The organism is Bradyrhizobium sp. WSM4873, assembly GCF_055811355.1.
In genome coordinates, this window is the sequence record NZ_JBVVPS010000037.1 from 41011 (window position 1) to 59910 (window position 18900).

Consider the following 18900-nt stretch of genomic DNA (forward strand, 5'->3'; position numbering starts at 1 on the left):
CGGCGCGGGGTGGGGGCCTCCGGGATTTCGCGAGCTTGTGAGCGGACGGGAACCGCTGCATTCGCGAGGAATTCGCGTCCAGCTCGGGGGTTATCGCTTCAGCGTCAAGCAGGATCGGCTGTCCACGCGGGCCGCCTGCAGCACACATGCGTGGGGGAGGAAGATCATGTGGAATCAAGTTTATGACCCGTTGCACAGCCCTGTGCTGTCGACGATCGCGGCGGCGGTCCCTGTCGTCACATTGCTGGTCCTGATCGCGAGCGGCCGCGTCCAGGCTCATATCGCGGCGGTCATCGCCGTGATCGTGGCCAATTTGATCACGATCTTCGTCTTCACCATGCCGGCGAACATGTCGATCCGCGCCTCGGTGCTGGGCATCGTCACCGGGTTCTTCCCGATCGGCTGGATTGTTCTCAACGTCATCTTTCTCTACCAGGTGACGGTGAGCACCGGACGCTTCGAATTGCTCAAGCGCGCGGTCGGCGGCGTCACCGAGGACCGGCGGCTGCAATTGCTGCTGATCGCGTTCTCGTTCGGTGCGTTCTTCGAGGGCGCCTCGGGCTTCGGCACGCCGGTCGCGATCACGGGCGCCGTCCTGATCGGCCTCGGCTTCTCGCCGCTTGCAGCAAGCGGCCTGTCGCTGATCGCCAACACCGCGCCGGTCGCCTATGGGGCGCTGGGCACGCCGATCCAGGGCCTTGCCTCGGTCACCGGGCTTGATCCCTACATCCTCGGCGCGATGGTCGGCCGGCAATTGCCGTTCTTCTCGCTGATCGTGCCGTTCTGGGTGGTGTGGGCGTTCGCGGGCTGGAAGGGCATGAAGGACGTCTGGCCGGCAATCCTGGTCACCGGCGTGTCGTTCGCGGTCCCGCAATTCTTAATCTCGAACTTCATCAATCCCTGGATCGTCGACATCGGGGCCTCGCTGATCTCGATGGGCGCGCTGATCCTGTTCCTGAAGGTCTGGCAGCCCAGGCAGCTCTGGCTGTCCCCGGCGCTGCGCGGGCGCGATGAATCGGCCGCCACCATGGCCGCGGCAAAACCGATGGACAAGACGCCGCTGACGCAGAGCGAGCTGTTCAGCGCGCTGCTGCCGTGGATCATCGTTTGTATCGTGATGCTGATCTGGGGCAATGGTGGATTCAAGACCTGGGCGAACTCGATCTTCACCTGGAGCTATCCCGTTCCCGAGCTGCATCAGATGATCAACAAGATGCCGCCGGTCGCGCCAGGGCCGACGAAAGAGAGCGCCGTGTTCGGCTTCACCTATCTCTCGTTCACCGGCACAGGCATGCTGATTGCCGCGATCATCTCCGGCTTCCTGATGGGCGTCGGGCCCGGCAAGCTCGTGATCCAGTACGGCCGCACCATCCGGCTGTGCGCAATCTCGCTGATCACGATCTCGGCGATGCTCGCGATCGGCACGCTGACGCGGCTCTCTGGCGTCGACGCGACGCTCGGCCTCGCCTTCGCCGCAACCGGCGTGCTCTATCCCTTCTTCGGCACGCTGCTCGGCTGGTTGGGCGTGGCGCTGACGGGATCGGACACCGCCTCCAACGTGCTGTTCGGAAATCTTCAGAAGATCACCTCCGAGCAACTCGGCCTGTCGCCGATCCTGATGGGTGCGGCCAACTCGTCCGGCGGCGTGATGGGCAAGATGATCGACGCGCAGTCCATCGTGGTCGCCTCGACCGCGACCAACTGGTACGGCCATGAGGGCACGATCCTGCGCTTCGTGTTCTGGCACTCGATCGTGCTGGCCTGCCTCGTCGGTGTGCTCGTGACGCTGCAGGCCTATGTCTATCCGTTCACGGCGATGGTGCTGAAGTAGCAGGCCACGCCCGGCTTCAACCCAAATCCCCGCGAGGTCGGCCCTCGCGGGGATTTTTGCGTCGCGCATGGCGAACCTTCTCAACGGCGCCGCCGTCTTATAGAAGGTGCCGCAAGTCAGGTCGGTCGAGAGGTCTCATGGTTTCGTTCAGGCAGACGGTGTGTGCGGCGGTCGCAATGCTCGCGATGTCCACGCTCGCGCGTGCGGAGGACGGTTTTCCGTTCGGCACCGAGATGACGCTGGAGGCGCTGCCGCAGCCGGGCTCGAAACGGATCCCGAACATCGAGATCGGCGACAATGGCGAGGTGGTGCTGGAGCTCTGGTGCAAGGGCGGCAAGGGCCAGTTCTCGGTCGCCGGCAACACCGTGATCTTCGTCCCCGGCCAGATCCAGGACCGCTCCTGTCCGCCGGCAAGGGCCCAGGCCGACGACGATCTCGTTGCAGCGCTGGGCAGCGTCGAGACCTGGAAGCGCCAGGGCGACGTGCTGACGCTCGTAGGCCCCAAGCCGCTGCGCTTCCGCGTCAACGGGAATTAGGTCTCGCTCTCGTGTCCCGGACGCGCTGCAGCGTGCAACGCTGCTGCGCAGAGCCGGGACCCCGGTATCTGTCGTCGATTTCGTGCGCGGCTTCTGGGCCCCGGCTCAGCAGCGCATCACTGACGTGCTGCGCTGCGTCCGGGGCACGAGGGTCTACTTCCACACCGACTTGTCGGCGTCCCAGCGCTGGCCTTTCAGCTCCTTGGCGAGCGCCTCGACCGAACCGTTGTCGTCGGGCTGATCGCCTTCCTCGTCGGCGGTCGCTTCGTCCGAGAGATTGAGCTTGGCACCGCTGCTCTCGTCGGTGGTCGTGGTCACGGGATTCCCGACCCAGAGCATGAGCTTGTCGGTCGTGCCGGGCTTGTCGGGCGAGACGAGGCCCGCGACCTCGATCGTGTCGGTGAGCTCGAGCGCCGGAAAATCCTGGTTCGGCCGCTTGAACACCAGCTTGAGCTTGCCGGTCGCCGGGTTGAAGCTTTGCGAGACCGGCTTTGCCGCCAGCGTCCTGCTCAGCACGCCAGCCACCGCGGCCGCGAGCTTGTCGCGGTTGATCTTGTCGCCGTCGCGCCAGTCGGCGGCGGGAATGCGGATGGTGCGGTCCATCTCCGTCATGCCCGCGGTCCAGCCCGCGGCGGTGACGCCGGGCATCGCCTTGAATTTTGCCAGCAGCGCGCCAGCGCGCTCCGGATCGACCGACATGTTGATGGTCTGCTCGCCCGCGCGTAGCGCGTCGCAGCCGACGGTGAGGCTCGCCAGCGTCACCTCGACGTCCTGGCCCTTCAGGCTCTTCAGGAACTCGGTCGCGGCATCCAGCTTGACCTTGACCGCGATCGCTTCCGGCGAGACGTCGGTGAAATCCTTCGGCTGCGGCGTGATGCCGTCGTCGGAGGTCTGGTTGTCGAGGAATTCCTTCTCGCTGAGATCGGAATTGTCGGGCGAGGTGACCTCGGTCACGGCTTGGCCAATGCTGATCTGGCCGCGGAATTCGAACGTGTCTCCGGCCTGTTTGCGCAGCAGCTTGATGGTGACCGGCGCCTTCGCGCCGAGGCTCTGCGTCGTACCCGTCAGGTTCTGGCCCGCGACCTGGAGATTGACGACGAAGCGGTCCTTGCGGTCGGAATTCTTCGCGACGGGATAACAGACGTCGAGCACGGCTGCGGTGACGGTCTTGCCCTGGCGTGTCTCCTTCAGGATCACGTCGGCATTACCGTCCATCAACCCGTCGATCGAGGTGAAATAGCGCGTCTCGACGCCGCCGGGCGCCGTGGCCTTCGGCGCCAGCTTCATCTGGGCGGATGCGACCTCAGGCGAAACTGCAAGCAGAGCCGCCAGAACGGCCGTGGAGCAAAACACAAGCGCGCGCATCTAGGAAATCCCTGAGGCAATGGGGCATGATCCGGAAAAGTGTGAAGCGGTTTTCCGTTGAGATCAGGCCCAAACAATTCGAATCGGGCGTCACCGTAGTGGGTTTTGGCCGCCGGTTGAATTGGAAAGCACGGGGCATGATCGCCAAAAAAGAAGGCCGCCCGGAGGCGGCCTTCGCAACACTGTGGGCTAGGGATCGGCCTTAGAAGCCGCCCATGCCGCCACCGGCCGGCATGCCGGGCGCGGCGTCCTTCTTCGGCGACTCGGCGACCATGGCCTCGGTGGTCACCAGCAGGCCGGCGATCGAGGCGGCGTCCTGGAGCGCGGTGCGCACCACCTTGGCGGGGTCGATGATGCCCTTCTCGACCATGTCGACATACTCCTCGGTCTGGGCGTCGAAGCCGAAGGTCTCGGACTTGTTCTCCAGGATCTTGCCGACGACGATCGAGCCTTCCACGCCGGCGTTCTCGGAGATCTGGCGAATCGGGGCTTCCAGCGCCTTCAGCACGATGTTGATGCCGGCCTGGACGTCGGCATTGGCGTTGGTCAGACGGCCAACCGCCTTCTTGGCGCGGAGCAGCGCGACCCCGCCGCCGGGGACGATGCCTTCCTGCACCGCGGCGCGGGTGGCGTTGAGCGCGTCCTCGACGCGGTCCTTCTTCTCCTTGACCTCGATCTCGGTGGCGCCGCCGACGCGGATCACCGCGACGCCGCCTGCGAGCTTGGCGAGGCGCTCCTGGAGCTTCTCACGGTCGTAATCCGAGGTGGTCTCCTCGATCTGGGCCTTGATCTGGCCGACGCGGGCCTCGATCTCCGGCTTCTTGCCGGCGCCCTTGACGATCGTGGTGTTCTCCTTGTCGATCACCACCTTGCCCGCGCGTCCAAGCATCTTCACCGTGACGTTCTCGAGCTTCATGCCGAGGTCTTCGGAGATCAGCTGGCCGCCGGTGAGGATCGCGAGGTCCTCGAGCATGGCCTTGCGGCGGTCGCCGAAGCCCGGCGCCTTGACGGCGGCGACCTTCAGGCCGCCACGGAGGCGGTTGACGACCAGGGTGGCCAGTGCCTCGCCCTCGACGTCCTCGGCGATGATGACGAGCGGCTTGCCCGACTGCACCACGGCTTCAAGCACCGGGAGCATGGCCTGCAGGCCGGACAGCTTCTTCTCGTGCAAGAGGATGTAGGCGTCCTCGAGCTCGGCGGTCATCTTCTCGGGGTTGGTGACGAAGTAGGGGCTGAGATAGCCGCGGTCGAACTTCATGCCCTCGACGATGTCCACCTCGGTGTCGAGCGACTTGTTCTCCTCGACGGTGATTACGCCCTCGTTGCCGACCTTCTGCATCGCCTGCGCGATCATCTTGCCGATGGCGGCATCGCCGTTGGCCGAGATGGTGCCGACCTGGGCGACCTCGGAGGAGGCGGCGACCGGCTTGGCGCGCTTCTCGATGTCCTTGACGACGGCCGCGACCGCGATGTCGATGCCGCGCTTGAGGTCCATCGGGTTCATGCCGGCGGCAACCGACTTGGCGCCTTCGCGTACGATGGACTGGGCCAGCACGGTCGCGGTGGTGGTGCCGTCGCCGGCGAGATCGTTGGTCTTGGAGGCGACCTCACGCACCATCTGGGCGCCCATGTTCTCGAACTTGTCCTCGAGCTCGATCTCCTTGGCGACGGTGACGCCGTCCTTGGTGATGCGGGGCGCGCCGAACGACTTCTCGATGAGCACGTTGCGGCCCTTGGGGCCGAGCGTCACCTTGACGGCGTTGGCGAGAATATCGACGCCGCGCAGCATGCGATCGCGCGCGTCTCCGGAAAATTTGACGTCTTTGGCAGCCATGGTCTGCAATTCCTCTTCTTTTTTCGTGATGTGTCTTGCTTATTGGGTCGCCTCATTCCGGGGTCCGCGATCGAACCCGGCGGAATGATGCATGCCCGGATCGAATGACCCGGGCATGCATTCAGCGGCCGTTCAGGCGTCTGGCCTTAGGCCATCACACCCATGATGTCCGACTCCTTCATGATCAGGAGCTCATCGTTGTCGATCTTGACCTCGGTGCCCGACCACTTGCCAAACAGCACACGGTCGCCGACCTTGAGGTCGATCGGGATCAGCTTGCCGGCCTCGTCGCGGCCACCGGGGCCGACGGCGACCACTTCGCCCTGGGACGGCTTTTCCTTGGCTGTGTCCGGAATGATGATGCCGCCCTTGGTCTTTGACTCGGCGTCGATACGTTTGACCACGACACGGTCATGCAGCGGACGAAATTTGGATTTAGTCATGACGTTTCCCTTTGGAGGCTCGCTTCGGAAGGAGAGGAAGTGGGCGGGCGGCGCTTCCGTCCACCCTTCCCGAGGATCGATCGGCGCGCGTTAGCAATCCATCTTTCAGAGTGCTAATGGTGCGTCCGGGAATATGGCTTGGCCGCGATCCTGTCAAGCAAAGGTGGTTAAGCGATTGGTGAGACGGATATAGGATGGTGACATTGGAAACTTGTTCGGGGCGCCGGCGTATTAAAGGACGTCATTGCTCCGGCAGCGGTTTTGCGCTTGGCTGCGGAAGGGGTGCGGCCATGGTTTTGTCCGGGGGAATGCCATGATCAGTTCAGCTCACGCGCGCACGGTCGCCAATCTGGCGGCGGCTTCTTGCCTGGCGCTGCTGCTTGGCGCCTGCGGGGGCGGCATGAGCCTGCCGTCCTTTTCTTCGTCCTCACCGCCCCCCGAGGCCGAGCCCGGCACCGGTCCGGAAATGCCCGCGTCGATCCGCGCCGACGAGATCGTCGGGCGCTGGGGCCTCGCCTCGTTCCAGAACCCGGCCGACCGCGCCCGTACCGAGGCTGCCGCCCGGGCCCAGTGCAAAAATCCTTACGTGATCACCGCCGGCTCCTCCGGCGGCGTGATCATGCATCTGGCGGACCAGGCAACACCGCAGGAGCTGCGGCTGAAGGGTTCGCCCAGCGGCAAGAACTATATCGGGCCGGCGGGTCCGACGCCCGGCGAGCAGGACCGCGAGATCGTCTCCTTCGACGGCCGCGTCCTCATCACCCGCTTCATCGATAAGGACGCCGCCACCCGCTACGGCAACATGGTCTACGTCCGCTGCGCGCCGAGGGCGTAGGCGGTCCGCGCTCCCAATGACGTCCAAAAACAGAAAACGCCGGCTTGCGCCGGCGTTTTTGTTATTCAGGGTGTCGCGTCCGCTCAGTCGAACAGCGCGTCGATGTCGTCCTGCGAGGCGTGGCCGACGTCGCCGGCGAGCTTCGGGCCGTTGAGAAGCTTGTCGTCATCGCTGCGGGTGTCGACCTGCGGCACGACATGAGACTTGATCGCGTCGACGCCGCCCCAGATTTCCATCATGGAATTGATGTGCTGCTCGATGAACTTCATCGTGCTCATGACCTTGCTGATGCGCTGGCCGGTCAGGTCCTGGAAGTTGCAGGCTTCGAAGATCGAGATGACGCGTTCCTGGATATCGTCGGCGAGCCGCTTCTGCTGATCGGCCGATTGCACCTTGGCCATCGCGCTGGCCGCCTGGTCGATCGACTCGGCGGCTTCGAGGATCTGCTGGGTCGCCTGTTCGGTACCGCCGACGACCGCGCCGAGCTCGCCATTGACCTTGGCCATTTCGCCGCCGTCGAAGCTCTTGCCGTGCAGTGTCGCGATCTCGCGCTTGGTACGGTCGATGGCGTCGTGGATGAGGTCGAGCTCGACCTTCAGCTTCTCGCACTGCTCGATCTGCGCCCGGTAAGTATCGAGCATGGTACGGGCTTCGGAGAGCTCGTGGGCGGTTGAGGCGTCGATCGCCGCCATGGCGGCGCTGCCGGACAAGGGCGCGGTGCCCTTTGCCATCTGTGCACGGATCGCACGCAACTCGGCCATGATCTCGCTATGCATCGGCGCAGCCTCCTCAATCATTTCGGGGCTGGGCATCTCGCCGACAATAGCCTCCTCGACACGAAAACGTTTGCGGTGAATAGCCATCAAGAACTCCCCCCACCTCACTCACGCGTCTTTGTAGGCAGAAGCGATTTAACACGAAGTTCACAGCCGGAACTGTCGTGGCGGTTGTGCGCGACGGCCTGCAAACGAGCGATTAACCATGCGTGCACGGCGTTCATCGAAAATAAACGCTGATCGCCAAATTGCGCCGCCGCCGACGACGTGGTGAATCGAAATGGCGTTTCCGTTTACCAAACAAAACGGCTTTTGCTCTTTATTGACCACGTCGCGGGTGCGGATCAGCCATCACCTCGCCACGACGCATGTGATCTAGACGAAACAGTACAGAGTACGTCGATGTTCAAGAAAATGTCTGTCGCGCTGCTTGGCAGCGCTTGCACCTTCATTGCCGGCGCCAACGGCGCCAGCGCCTTCGACAATAGCGTGCCGAACGATCCGCCCGCGGTGCTCTATCAGCCGCAAGTGCCGCCTGCGCCGGTTCGCGTCGCCTCCAATTCGAACATGGGCGGCGGCTTCATCGAGTTCATGTTCGGCGACGGGCCAGGTCGCGGTCCGGCCTACGCTCCGCAGCAGCCGGTGTATCAGCAGCAGCCTGGTTACTACGACCAGCGTCGCCTGCCGCCGATGGGCGAGCCGCAGATGCAGGGCGCAGGTCTCCAGCAGGAGGCGGTCGATCCGCGGCAGCGCCAGTTCGACCCGAGATTCGAGAAACAACTCGTTGACTATAGCGGCAATGAAAGCGCCGGCACGATCGTGGTCGATACGCCGAACAAGTTCCTCTATCTCGTCGAGGGCAACGGTCGGGCAATGCGCTACGGCATCGGCGTCGGCCGTCCCGGCTTCACCTGGTCCGGCGTGAAGTCGATCACGGCCAAGCGCGAATGGCCGGCCTGGACGCCGCCGGCGGAAATGATCGCGCGCCGCCCCGACCTGCCCCGGCACATGGAAGGCGGCCCGGAAAATCCGCTCGGCGCGCGCGCGATGTATCTCGGTTCGACGCTCTACCGTATCCATGGCTCGAACGAGCCCTGGACCATCGGCACCAACGTCTCCTCGGGCTGCATCCGCATGCGCAACGAAGACGTCATCGACCTCTATGGCCGCGTCAACGTCGGCACCAAGGTCGTCGTGATGTAGGCGCATAGTGCTCGGAACCAAAAACGGCCGCCTCATCGGCGGCCGTTCTCGTTTGGAGCAAGAAGGATAAGAAGCGTCAGGCGTAATCGCTGCCGCCATCGTCTCCGCCGCCGAAATCGCTGTCGTCGGCGAGGTCGACATTGTCGTCATTGTCGTTCTGATCGTTGTAATTCTGGTCGTCGTTCGAAGCGTGGTCGGCAAAGCCCTGCCGGGATGCATCGCCACGATCGCGGTTCGAGCCGATATCGTCGAGGCCGGCATCGCGTGCGAGCGAGCCGCCGGACTGATCGTTGCCGCTCCAGGGACTTCCACCAGCGCTGCGGTCGCCCAGGGCATTGGTGTCGCCGAAGGCCTGCTGATGCGATCCGCCCATCATGCCGCGGATGCTGGAGAGCAGCAGCGACCCGCCGACGACGCCGGCCGCGGCTGCCGCCGCCGTGCCGAGGAACGAACCGCCGCCACCGCCGACCGGCGGCGCGCCATAGCCTTGCCCCGGTCCTTGGCCGTAAGCCTGCCCATAGGGCGGCTGGCCGTAACCTGGCTGGGTCTGCTGCATCGCCTGACCGCTGTTCCACACCGGCCGCGAGTCACGCGGCGGCACGTTCGGAACCGAGCCGCGCGACGGACCCCCGCCGAATAGCGTGTCGCGCATGGTGTCCAGGAAACCGCCGGACTGCGCCTGCTCGGGCGCCTGCGCCGCCTCCAGCTCCTGGATGCGGTTGTGAGCACGCTTCAGCGCCTCGTCCTGCAACAGCACGGTCTGCACCAGCGCATAGATCGCGCCGGGGGCCTTGCGCAGGCCGTCGGAGATCGCGGCGATCGCGTCGGGATCGCGCGGTGCATTTTCCAATTTCGAAAGCCGGTCGAAAAGCTCGTCGACGAGTTGGCGTTCCTGCGGCGTCATGGTCAGTCTCCCTCGCGCAAAACAAGCGCGAGGCAGATGTAGGGTTCCATTGTGGCCCCAACAGTGCCGGCTGGATTAAATTTCGGTATGCGACAAGCTGCCTCGCGGGCGGCTTTCTCGCAAACTTTCGTCGGTTTCACCCCAGCGTGACGCCGCTGTCCGTCAGCAGGCGCGCAAAGGCATCGCCGGCGAGATAGGCGTGCTCGCGTTCGCGGACATCCGTCATGGGGTCGAGCCCGGTGAGGATGTCGTCGACGAAGCCGGGATGGCACATGATCAGGCCGCCATCCGGCAGGCCTTCGAGGAATTGCCGCATCAGCGCACCGAAATCGACGGCTAGCGTGAAATCATAGGCGCCGGCGAAACCGGGATTGAAGCTGAGGCCCGCGTTGCCGGCACGGCGGCGGAATTGCGCGCTGAGGATATCGAGCACCATGGCTTTCGGTGAGGCCAGCCGCTGCATCAGCGGCAGGTCGCGGCCGCCCTGGCGCACCCAGGCTTTTGGCGCGGCTTCGGCGACTGCGTCGACAAATCCGTCGCGCACCTGCGGGTAGAGCTGCACATGTTGATGGCCGTCGACGAAGTCAGGCGCGCGCCCGAACGCTTTCGCGAAGGCTGCCAGCTGCGCCTTGACCTCGTTGCGAAAGAACTCGCGGTCGAGCCTTCGCGCAAGACCCGCGCGCAGCAGCTTCGGAAACGGGAGAAACATGTCGCCGTCGAGCGGGCGGAAATGCATTGTGAGCGGCCGGAACGGTGCCGACAATGTCACGTGCAATCCGATCGCGCAGCGCGGGCTCGCTTGCGCTGCCGCCTGGAGCGCCTCGATCTCGCTGCGCTCGACCGCAGGTCCCACCATCATCACCGAGGTGGCGTTGAGACGGCCGCGTTCGATCAGGTCGCGGATGGCGCGATTGACGCCCGGGCTGATGCCGTAATCGTCGGCGCAGAGCCAGATCCGCCGCGGCGGCGCGGCCGCGCTCATTCGGCCGCCGTCCTCTTCGAGGCGTCCAGACTTGAAGCGTCCAGGCTTGAAGCGTCCTGGCTTGAAGCGTCCTGGGCCTTGTCGGTCTCGAAATGCTTTTCACTGTGCTCGGCGACGAAGTAGATCGGCCGCGCCTTCAGCTCGGACAGGATCTTGCCGATATATTCGCCGACGATGCCGATCATGATGAGCTGCACGCCCCCGATCGTCATCAGGCCGATCACGAGTGAGGGATAACCGGGCACCTGCTTGCCGGTGGTCAAGACCTCCCAGAGGATCGACAGACCGAACAGGAACGCTCCGCCGGCGAGGATCACGCCGAGCAGGCTGGCGAAGCGCAGCGGCGCCACCGAGAACGAGGTGACGCCTTCGATCGAAAGACCAAGCAGACGCGCGGCGCTGAAGGTTGTCACGCCATGGGTGCGCGGCGCCGGTTCGTAATCAACGCGGATCTGGCGGAAGCCGATCCAGCTCGCGAGGCCCTTGAAGAAGCGGTTGCGCTCGGGCAGCTGCCTCAGTGCTGCGACCGCGCGCGGCGACAGCAGGCGGAAGTCACCGGCGTCTTCTGGTATCTTCTGGCGCGCGCCCCAATTGATCAGCGCATAGAAGCCGCGTCCGGCGAGCCGCCGCAGGAACGGCTCGTTGTCGCGATGCGCCTTGGCGGTATAGACGACGTCGTAGCCGTCCTCGATCCAGTGCCGCACCAGTCGCTCGACCAGCGACGGCGGATGCTGGCCGTCGCCGTCCATGAACAGCACCGCGCCGAGCCTGGCATGGTCGAGGCCGGCCATCAGCGCGGCCTCCTTGCCGAAATTGCGCGACAGCGACACCACCTGGACGTCGACCGCGTCGGCCGGCAGCGAGCGGGCGATCGACAGCGTCGCGTCCGCGCTGCCGTCGTCGACATAGACGACCCCGCAAGCCAAGCGGTAGCGCTGCCGCAAGGTCTTTGCGAGATCGCAGATGCGCTGGTGCAAGGCGGCGAGGCCCGCCGCTTCGTTGTAGAGCGGGACGACAATCGACAGTCCCTTCGCGGCGGCGCTTGCCGCGGTGGTCGTCATGCCGGAAACGTCAGAGCCCAGCGTCATCGATCAAGGTTCCAGAGGCGATCAGGTTCTCTTGCAAGGTCATCTCGACAGCATATGGTAGCTGCCGTTTGCTGTCGCTACGCTGAACGGAATTGCTCATCAAACTTTGGGCTCACTGCCGCAGGAACGCCTCGAGCCTGGCGAACAGCGGGTTCTCCCGGTCGAACACGTAGTCCAGCGAAACCACCGAGACGGTCTCGGCGCCATGTCCGCGCAGGAAGCTCGCGAGTGCATAGAGCTGGCCCGGCGGGCAGTGCAGCGTGAGCATGCCTGACGAGGTCGGCCCGCCGAACGGGGCCTCGACGCCGAAGCGCTCGTGGGCCTCGGTGAGCATGGCCGCGTCGCACTGGCGGAAGCGGGTGCGGACTTCGCGGTATTTGTTGGCCCGCGCCCGCGCCGCGATGTGATCGAGGATGATTCGCGCGGTCTCCCGCGCCTGCGGCGACCAATCGGCGTCCCTCGAGGCGACCAGATTGGCCTGGCTGCGCAGGATCACACCGTCGTCGAGCACCCGCAATCCGTTGGCGGCGAGGGTCGCGCCGGTCGTGGTGATGTCGACGATCAACTCGGCGCTGCCGGCGGCCGGCGCGCCTTCGGTCGCGCCCGTGCTCTCGACGATGCGGTAATCGGTGATGCCCTGGCTCTGGAAGAAGGCGCGGGTGAGGTTGATGAACTTGGTCGCGACCCGCATCCGCATGTGATGCTGCTCGCGGAAGCCGGTGGTGACGTCGTCGAGGTCGGCCATGGTGCGGACGTCGATCCACGCCTGCGGCACCGCGACGACGACGTCGGCATAGCCGAAGCCGAGGCCTTCGATCAGGGAGACGCGCTTGTCGGCGTCCGCGATGGTCTCGCGCACCAGATCCTCCCCGGTGACGCCGAGATGCGCCGAGCCGCGCGACAGTTGCGAGGCGATCTCGCTCGCCGAGAGATAGGCGACCTCGACATTGTCGAGGCCTGCGAGCGTGCCGCGATAGTCGCGGGCGCCGCCCGCCTTCGACAGCTTCAGCCCGGCGCGGGCGAAGAAGGCCTCGGTATTTTCCTGCAGGCGGCCCTTGGAGGGAACGGCCAGAACGAATGGCGCGCTCATGACTTAAGCTCCCACCTTGCGGCCAATCCGGGTCAGCGCATCCACCCAGACCGAGAAACCGACCGCGGGGATCGGCTCGACCGATCCAAGCTGGGTCATCAGCCCGTCATAGCGGCCGCCGGCAACCAGCGGCTCGGCGCCGTTGCCGCGGTGATGCAGCTCGAATTCGAAGCCGGTATAGTAGTCGAGCCCGCGTCCGAACGAGGTCGAAAAGCGCGTCGCCTTCACATCGATGCCGCGCGCTGCCATGAAGCCGACCCTGCTTTCGAACTGGTCGACCGCAGCACTGAGGTCGAGCTTCGCGTCATTGGTGAGCGCGCGCAGCTCGGCGACGGCGTCATCGGGGTTACCCGATATCGACAGGAAACGCTTGAGCACGGCGATGGCCTCGCGCGGCAGCGCGCCGCCCTTCAGCGTCGACTGCTCGAGGAAGCGGTCGGCAATCTCGGCGGTGGTGCGGCCGCCGACATTGGTGGTGCCGGCGATCGACATCAGATCGGTGACGAAAGCGAGTGCCGCCTTGCGGTCGGAGCCGGCGAGCGCCGCGAGCACGCCCTCATATTCGCTGCGGGTCGCGGTGGTTGCGGCTGCCAGCCGCTCCAGATCCTGCTCCAGGCTGATCTTGCGGTTGAAATCCTTGACCAGGCGGCGGCGCCAGACCGGATAGAGGTCGAGCGCGTCGAGCAGCGCGTTGAACAGCGCCACGTCGCCGGTGCGGATCTCGACGTCGCGGACGCCGAAGGCGGCGGTCGCCTCCAGCGCCAGGGCCAGCATCTCGGCATCGGCCGCGGCGCGGTCCTGACGGCCGAACGATTCGATGCCGGCCTGCAGGAATTCGCTGCTCTGGCCGTTGCGGTAGCGGAACACCGGGCCGAGATAACTGAACCCGGCCGGCTGGCCGGCACGACCAGAGCTGAGGTAATCGCGGGCCACCGGAATGGTCAGGTCCGGGCGCAGGCAGAGCTCCTCGCCGGAGAGGTCCGTGGTCAGGTACAGGCTCTTGCGGATATCCTCGCCGGAGAGATCCAGGAACGGTTCGGCCGGCTGCAGGATGGCGGGCTCGGCCCTGACATAGCCGGCCTGCGCGAACGACAGCAGCAGCGTGTCCGCCCAGGCGGCGGAGCCGGCAGCATGTGAGGTGGCAGTCGGGGTCATCTCGGGGTCCATCGTCCCGGTGGAACCGGGCAGGGCAAGCAGGCGAAGCGAATTGCCGCAGGCCTTAGCATGGCCCGAAAGCGGTTTCGACCTCCAAAGGATCAATCGCTTAACGGCGTCGGAGCGAGGCGCGGTCATCACAGGAGGCGAAGCCCGAATCGGGTCTCGCACCGATTCGGGGTAGTATAATACCAAGTTCATGCAGCTGCCCGACCGGGACAGGTAGGGAGGCCTTACCCTCATTCATTTCGGGCCAGGGACGTCTCCGGGCGCTTCCACGAGGAATGCGTCGCCTGGGGCGGAAAGCTCCGGCCGCCTTCGGACTCACCCCATCCGCGAGCTGCTCGGCCCGTTTGAGAATACTCCACCGGTCGCATACTCAATTTGGGTAGGGGGACGATCCGTTCGCAGAGCCTTCGTTTACAATGCGAGTTGGTTTCCGATTCATGTGCAACGCAACCGATGGTATCCGGTCGCGCGACACACGCTGGCCTATATGCTGTTTTCGATCTGCGACATGTTCCGGCACTAAGACGAATTCGATCCACTCGACCTTCTGATCGTCCATGCCATCTCAATGCTCCGCGACCTGCGGCGCGCCGGCGTCGACGGGCCGGATGATTGCGTGGCGCTAAAGTCGCAGTTTCCAAGAAGAAGGCCAGGTAAGCAGCAGAACATGGATCAAAGCCGTCTAGTCCCTGCTCGCGAGGGAATGCAAAAGAGAGCGGCGGATCGCTTGATGTCGTTCCAGGATCTCAAGCCGTCCTCGGCGCTCGAGCTCAAATCGTATGACATCGATCATTTCGGCGAGACCGAGAAATACGCCGGCGCATCGAGCATGCCGTTGTCGGCCGGGGTGACAGCGATCATGCGTGCCCGGCTCACCTTGCCGAGCCTGACCCTGTCGCTGTTGAAAACCTTCCCCCGGATCATTCGAGGCTATCAGTTCACCAATGCTGCCGCAGTGGCGGTACCGATGGATCACGTGACCTCTGCCCGCATCAACGGGCAATCGATGGGCGGTTCTGTCCTCGTATTGAAAGGTGATTCAGATTGCCTGGTGCATGAGCCGGAGGGGCGTCTGCTGGCAGTGGTCTACTTCAGTCCATCCGGGCGGGAGCCATTGCCTGAATTGGGCGATGGATGCCATTTGCTGAATCCGGCGCCGGACGTGCTTGCCTCGCTGCGCCGTCTGATCTCGATCTCGCTTGAAACCGCAGCAAATGACCCAGACTTCCTGAACGAGCCGGCTTCGCAAGCACTTGTCGAACAGTCGCTGCTCAGCACGATGGATGCGGCGATCTGGTCCAGTGTCGCAAGCGGACCTGTTTCATCCACCAGCGAGCATTATCGGCGGATCGTGGCTGATATGGAGAAACTGATCCGGCGCGATCTGATGATCTGGCACAAGACGACCGAACTGGCGGAGCAGGCGGGCGTGTCGGTCCGGACTCTCCAGAGTGCGACACGGGCCATCTGCGGCATGAGCCCGCATCGCTATAGCCGGGTCTTGCGCCTCTGGTCGGTGCGCAAGCAACTGCGCACCGGCCGAGCGGGCCGGAGTGTGAAGTCCTGTGCGCTTGCGCATGGTTTCTGGCATCTCAGCGAGTTCGCAGCGAGCTACAGAGAGGCTTTCGGAGAGTTGCCTTCCGAGACTCTGAACCGATCGCTACGAGGCGAATAGCAGGGTGCGGTCGCCCTCGACCCGGTTCGCTGGCTTTGGGCTGCTCAGATGATCAGCAGCCGGAAGGCCAACCAATTATTGCCTTAGCCGCGTTCGCCACCCCAGTCGCCCAGCACCGCCTGCACCAGCGCCAGCGCGGCCACCGCGGCCGTGTCGGCCCGCATGATCCGGGGTCCCAGCGCCAGCCGCAGGATTTTCGGCTGCCGCAGCAACAGGGCCCGCTCTTCCCCGGCAAAGCCGCCTTCGGGGCCGATCAGCACGTCGATTCCCCCCGCCGCGCCGGCGCCTTGCAGGCTCTGAATGGGATTTTCGAGCTCCGCCGCCTCGTCGCAGAAGATCAGCAGTCTGCCGATGGCGCGCTGGCTGAGGAAGCGCTCCAGCGGCATCGGCTCGGCAACGGTGGCGATGCTGAGAATGCCGCACTGCTCGGCCGCCTCGACGACATTGGCGCGCATCCGCTCGGTATTGACGCGGGAGGCCTGGGTGAACCGGGTCAGAACCGGCTGAAGGCTGGCGGCGCCCATCTCGATGGCCTTCTGCACCATGTAGTCGAGACGGGCATGCTTGAGCGGGGCGAAGACGTAGGCGAGGTCGGGCAGCCGGTCCTGCGGCCGGGTCTGCTGGAGGATAACGAGGCCGTCCGGCCGTTTGCGGCCTTCAATGGCAGCCTGCCATTCGCCGTCGCGGCCGTTGAACGCCAAGACCTCGGCCCCGGCGGCTAGCCGCAGCACATTGCCGAGATAGTTGCTCTGGTCGCGGTCGAGCTCGACCCTGCCGTCCTGGGCAAGGGGGGCGTCGACGAACAGGCGGGGGCCGCGGAAATCGTGGGAAGGCATGGTTCAAAGGTCCGATTTGGCGCCGTTCTTAGCCGAAAGCAGTACTTTCGGGGTAAATTTTGCCAAAATGGTGCGTCGGCGCGCCGCGCTCTCGCCCTATTCAACGGGTTGTTAAGGGCCGGCGGGAATCGTAAAATCGCGAGCACGCTGGTTGCGCTTCAATTGGGAAGACGCCGAACCCCGCAAGCTCCCGCCGGAGAGACTGCCTTGATGATCCGTCATTTGATGGTTCCGATCACTGCCGCCATGGTCACGATGGGCGCCGTTTGTGCCTATGCGCAGGGCTTCCCCGCGCCGCTGCCGGGCCAGGCCCCAGCTAGTTCCGCGTTTCCGCCCGTGAACGGCTCGGCGCCCGTCGCCTCGGTCGGCGGCGCGCCGCAATCCTCCTTCCCCGTGAACGGCGCCGCGCCCGTCGGTGGCGCCGGCGCCTTCAGCGCGGCCCCGCCGACGCAAGCCGGTCCCGGCGAGGACTGCATGAAGGCCTTCATGCCTCTGCGCGAGGATGCCGAAAAGCGCGGCAAGCTGATCAAGGCCGCGAGCGACCGTCACGCCCCGCCTGACGAGGCTTGCAAGCTGATCCGCAACTTCAGCCAGGCTGAGACCAAGATGATCAAGTACATCGAGGCCAACGCTTCGAAGTGCGGGATTCCGGCGCAGGTCGGCGCGCAGATGAAGGACGGCCACAAGAACACCGAAGCCATGGCGGCGAAGGTCTGCAATGTTGCGCAGCAAATGCAGAACCAGCCGCGCGGTCCGGCCGGTCCGTCGCTGAGCGAAGTGCTGGGTTCGGGCTCGGCGCCCGAGGCCAATGCCGGCAAGAAGGGCGGCAGCACCTTCGACACACTCAACGGCAACGTCCTGACCCGATGAGCGACACATCCGCCCGAGTTGCCGATTCCACCGGCAACTGGGTCGATACGCGCGCGCCGCAATGGGCGCGGCCTTATCTGCGCTTGTCCCGCTTCGATCGTCCGATCGGCTCCTGGCTCCTGTTGATGCCGTGCTGGTGGTCGGCGGCGCTCGCAGCCGGAATGGCCCATGACGTCCGCGGCCTGCCGCTCACCATCATCCTGTTCTTCATCGGCGCCTTCGTGATGCGAGGGGCAGGCTGTACCTGGAACGACATCACCGACCGTGACCTCGACGACAAGGTCGAGCGCACCCGCTCGCGGCCGCTGCCGTCGGGCCAGGTGAGCGCGAAGCAGGCGCTGGCCTTCATGGTCGCGCAAGCGTTGATCGGGCTCGTGGTGTTGTTGCAGTTCAACCGCTTTGCGATCCTGACCGGCATCGCCTCGCTGCTGATCGTCGCGATCTACCCGTTCATGAAGCGCATCACCTGGTGGCCGCAGATCGTGCTCGGGCTCGCTTTCTCCTGGGGCGCACTGATGGGATTTGCCGTCACCTTCGGGCGCATCGACGTCACCGCGCTCGTGCTCTATGCCGGCGCGATTTCCTGGGTGATCGGCTACGACACGATCTACGCGCATCAGGACGCCGAGGACGATGCGCTGATCGGCATCAAATCCACCGCGCGCCTGTTCGGCGCGCATACGCACCAGGCGCTGATCCTGTTCTACGGCCTCGCGGTGCTGCTGATCGGCGTGGCGCTGGCGTCGGGCGATGCGCGCTGGCCGGCCTGGCTCGGACTCGGCGCCTTCGCCGTGCATCTGGCCTCGCAGATCGCGCGGCTGAATATCAGCGACGGCGATCTCTGCAAACGCCTATTCTATTCGAACCGCGACGCGGGATTTCTGCTGTTTGCTGGTTTGCTGACCGACGCGGTGCTGCGCGCGGCTTAAGTCCGCGCGATGATCTCGCGCTCATCGCGATGCACCGACAACTCGCGTGCGACACCGGTGCGGCGGCGCATCAGAAATTTCGGACGGCGGTGGCGGATCGCGTTGGCGCGGCGACGGCGCGGCGCGGGCTTGCGTGCGCCTTCGTCGAGCTGCGGAAGCGCGAACAGCTCGCTCCAGATCGCCCAGGCCTCAACGAGTTCGTCGCCGTCGGCGCTGACCAGCAGCGGAATGGAGAGCGAGGGATCGCGATGCACGAGGACGAGGGTCTGGGCCTCGTCGTTGCCGCGCAGCGCGACGCCCGTGAAGTCGCTGACGCGGACGTTGATCGCCATCCGCATGCCGCGGACGGCACGGTGCAGCACGACACGTTCGCGATGAAGCTCGATCTGCCGGACATATCCGTCGGCGCGCGGATCATGCGCATCGAAGCGGACCGGAAGGGAAAGGGGGTGGGGGCCCCCGGAGCGGGGGGGCCCCGCGGGGGGGGGGCCCCCGGGTTGGGTTTTTAGCCGCAACGGGTTTTTTTTAACCCCCCGGGG

Annotated in this window: 18 protein-coding genes; 7 read left to right on the forward strand and 11 right to left on the reverse strand. The window is 65.1% G+C overall.

Annotated features, from left to right (window positions below):
- The first annotated feature begins 166 nt into the window (after positions 1-166).
- Both AC0L21_RS32415 and AC0L21_RS32420 read left to right on the forward strand, forming a co-directional pair.
- On the forward strand, positions 167-1831 hold the full coding sequence (locus AC0L21_RS32415; protein WP_473265748.1) for an L-lactate permease: 1665 nt from the start codon (positions 167-169) through the stop codon (positions 1829-1831).
- Positions 1832-1968: 137 nt separating this feature from the next.
- Positions 1969-2367, forward strand: a complete 399-nt coding sequence (locus AC0L21_RS32420) for an META domain-containing protein (RefSeq protein WP_007614988.1) — start codon at positions 1969-1971, stop codon at positions 2365-2367.
- Positions 2368-2520: 153 nt separating this feature from the next.
- Here AC0L21_RS32420 and AC0L21_RS32425 read toward each other — a convergent pair whose 3' ends face one another.
- The 3 genes from AC0L21_RS32425 to AC0L21_RS32435 form a co-directional block, all read right to left on the reverse strand.
- A complete protein-coding gene (locus AC0L21_RS32425; protein ID WP_473265749.1) occupies positions 2521-3732 on the reverse strand; it encodes a hypothetical protein in 1212 nt (403 codons plus the stop codon).
- A gap of 202 nt (positions 3733-3934) precedes the next feature.
- Positions 3935-5566: a chaperonin GroEL gene (gene groL, locus AC0L21_RS32430; RefSeq protein ID WP_027520435.1), complete on the reverse strand. Its 1632-nt coding sequence runs from the start codon at positions 5564-5566 to the stop codon at positions 3935-3937.
- A 146-nt stretch (positions 5567-5712) separates the two neighbouring features.
- Complete coding sequence (locus AC0L21_RS32435; protein ID WP_007596954.1) at positions 5713-6009, reverse strand: co-chaperone GroES; 297 nt, start codon at positions 6007-6009, stop codon at positions 5713-5715.
- A gap of 313 nt (positions 6010-6322) precedes the next feature.
- On the opposite strand from AC0L21_RS32435, the gene AC0L21_RS32440 reads away from it, so the two are divergent.
- On the forward strand, positions 6323-6844 hold the full coding sequence (locus AC0L21_RS32440) for a hypothetical protein (RefSeq protein WP_007596953.1): 522 nt from the start codon (positions 6323-6325) through the stop codon (positions 6842-6844).
- A gap of 83 nt (positions 6845-6927) precedes the next feature.
- Here AC0L21_RS32440 and AC0L21_RS32445 read toward each other — a convergent pair whose 3' ends face one another.
- Positions 6928-7707, reverse strand: coding sequence for a protein phosphatase CheZ (locus AC0L21_RS32445; RefSeq protein ID WP_007614982.1), 780 nt, complete (start codon positions 7705-7707; stop codon positions 6928-6930).
- A gap of 315 nt (positions 7708-8022) precedes the next feature.
- Between AC0L21_RS32445 and AC0L21_RS32450 the strand changes: the two genes are divergently transcribed.
- Positions 8023-8823 carry a L,D-transpeptidase gene (locus tag AC0L21_RS32450; protein WP_473265750.1) on the forward strand — a complete coding sequence of 267 codons (801 nt, stop codon included), beginning with the start codon at positions 8023-8025 and terminating at the stop codon, positions 8821-8823.
- A gap of 76 nt (positions 8824-8899) precedes the next feature.
- Here the strand turns inward: AC0L21_RS32450 and AC0L21_RS32455 are convergent, their stop codons facing one another.
- The 5 genes from AC0L21_RS32455 to AC0L21_RS32475 all read right to left on the reverse strand — a co-directional run bounded on the left by AC0L21_RS32455 (position 8900) and on the right by AC0L21_RS32475 (position 14042).
- Entirely contained in the window at positions 8900-9727 is an 828-nt protein-coding gene (locus AC0L21_RS32455; protein WP_473265751.1) for a DUF2076 domain-containing protein, read from the reverse strand.
- Between the two features lie 136 nt (positions 9728-9863).
- The gene (locus tag AC0L21_RS32460; protein ID WP_473265752.1) at positions 9864-10709 is read right to left on the reverse strand and encodes a ChbG/HpnK family deacetylase; all 846 of its coding nucleotides are present in this window, start codon (positions 10707-10709) and stop codon (positions 9864-9866) included.
- Positions 10706-11797, reverse strand: a complete 1092-nt coding sequence (locus AC0L21_RS32465) for a glycosyltransferase family 2 protein (protein ID WP_473265753.1) — start codon at positions 11795-11797, stop codon at positions 10706-10708. Before AC0L21_RS32465 ends, AC0L21_RS32460 begins: the two co-directional genes overlap by 4 nt.
- A 112-nt stretch (positions 11798-11909) precedes the next feature.
- Positions 11910-12887: an ATP phosphoribosyltransferase gene (gene hisG / locus AC0L21_RS32470; RefSeq protein WP_018453440.1), complete on the reverse strand. Its 978-nt coding sequence runs from the start codon at positions 12885-12887 to the stop codon at positions 11910-11912.
- Between the two features lie 3 nt (positions 12888-12890).
- Complete coding sequence (locus tag AC0L21_RS32475) at positions 12891-14042, reverse strand: ATP phosphoribosyltransferase regulatory subunit (protein WP_473265754.1); 1152 nt, start codon at positions 14040-14042, stop codon at positions 12891-12893.
- Between the two features lie 739 nt (positions 14043-14781).
- Between AC0L21_RS32475 and AC0L21_RS32480 the strand changes: the two genes are divergently transcribed.
- Positions 14782-15726: a helix-turn-helix domain-containing protein gene (locus AC0L21_RS32480; RefSeq protein WP_473265755.1), complete on the forward strand. Its 945-nt coding sequence runs from the start codon at positions 14782-14784 to the stop codon at positions 15724-15726.
- Positions 15727-15809: 83 nt separating this feature from the next.
- On the opposite strand, the gene AC0L21_RS32485 is transcribed toward AC0L21_RS32480, so the two are convergent.
- Positions 15810-16562 (reverse strand): 16S rRNA (uracil(1498)-N(3))-methyltransferase, encoded by a 753-nt coding sequence (locus AC0L21_RS32485; protein WP_473265756.1) that lies wholly within the window; start codon positions 16560-16562, stop codon positions 15810-15812.
- A 210-nt stretch (positions 16563-16772) separates the two neighbouring features.
- Between AC0L21_RS32485 and AC0L21_RS32490 the strand changes: the two genes are divergently transcribed.
- Complete coding sequence (locus tag AC0L21_RS32490; protein ID WP_473265757.1) at positions 16773-17432, forward strand: hypothetical protein; 660 nt, start codon at positions 16773-16775, stop codon at positions 17430-17432.
- Positions 17429-18361 (forward strand): 4-hydroxybenzoate octaprenyltransferase, encoded by a 933-nt coding sequence (gene ubiA / locus AC0L21_RS32495; RefSeq protein ID WP_473265758.1) that lies wholly within the window; start codon positions 17429-17431, stop codon positions 18359-18361. Before AC0L21_RS32490 ends, ubiA begins: the two co-directional genes overlap by 4 nt.
- On the opposite strand, the gene AC0L21_RS32500 is transcribed toward ubiA, so the two are convergent.
- Positions 18358-18876 carry a DUF6101 family protein gene (locus tag AC0L21_RS32500; RefSeq protein ID WP_473265759.1) on the reverse strand — a complete coding sequence of 173 codons (519 nt, stop codon included), beginning with the start codon at positions 18874-18876 and terminating at the stop codon, positions 18358-18360. The genes ubiA and AC0L21_RS32500 overlap by 4 nt on opposite strands.
- Positions 18877-18900: the final 24 nt, after the last annotated feature.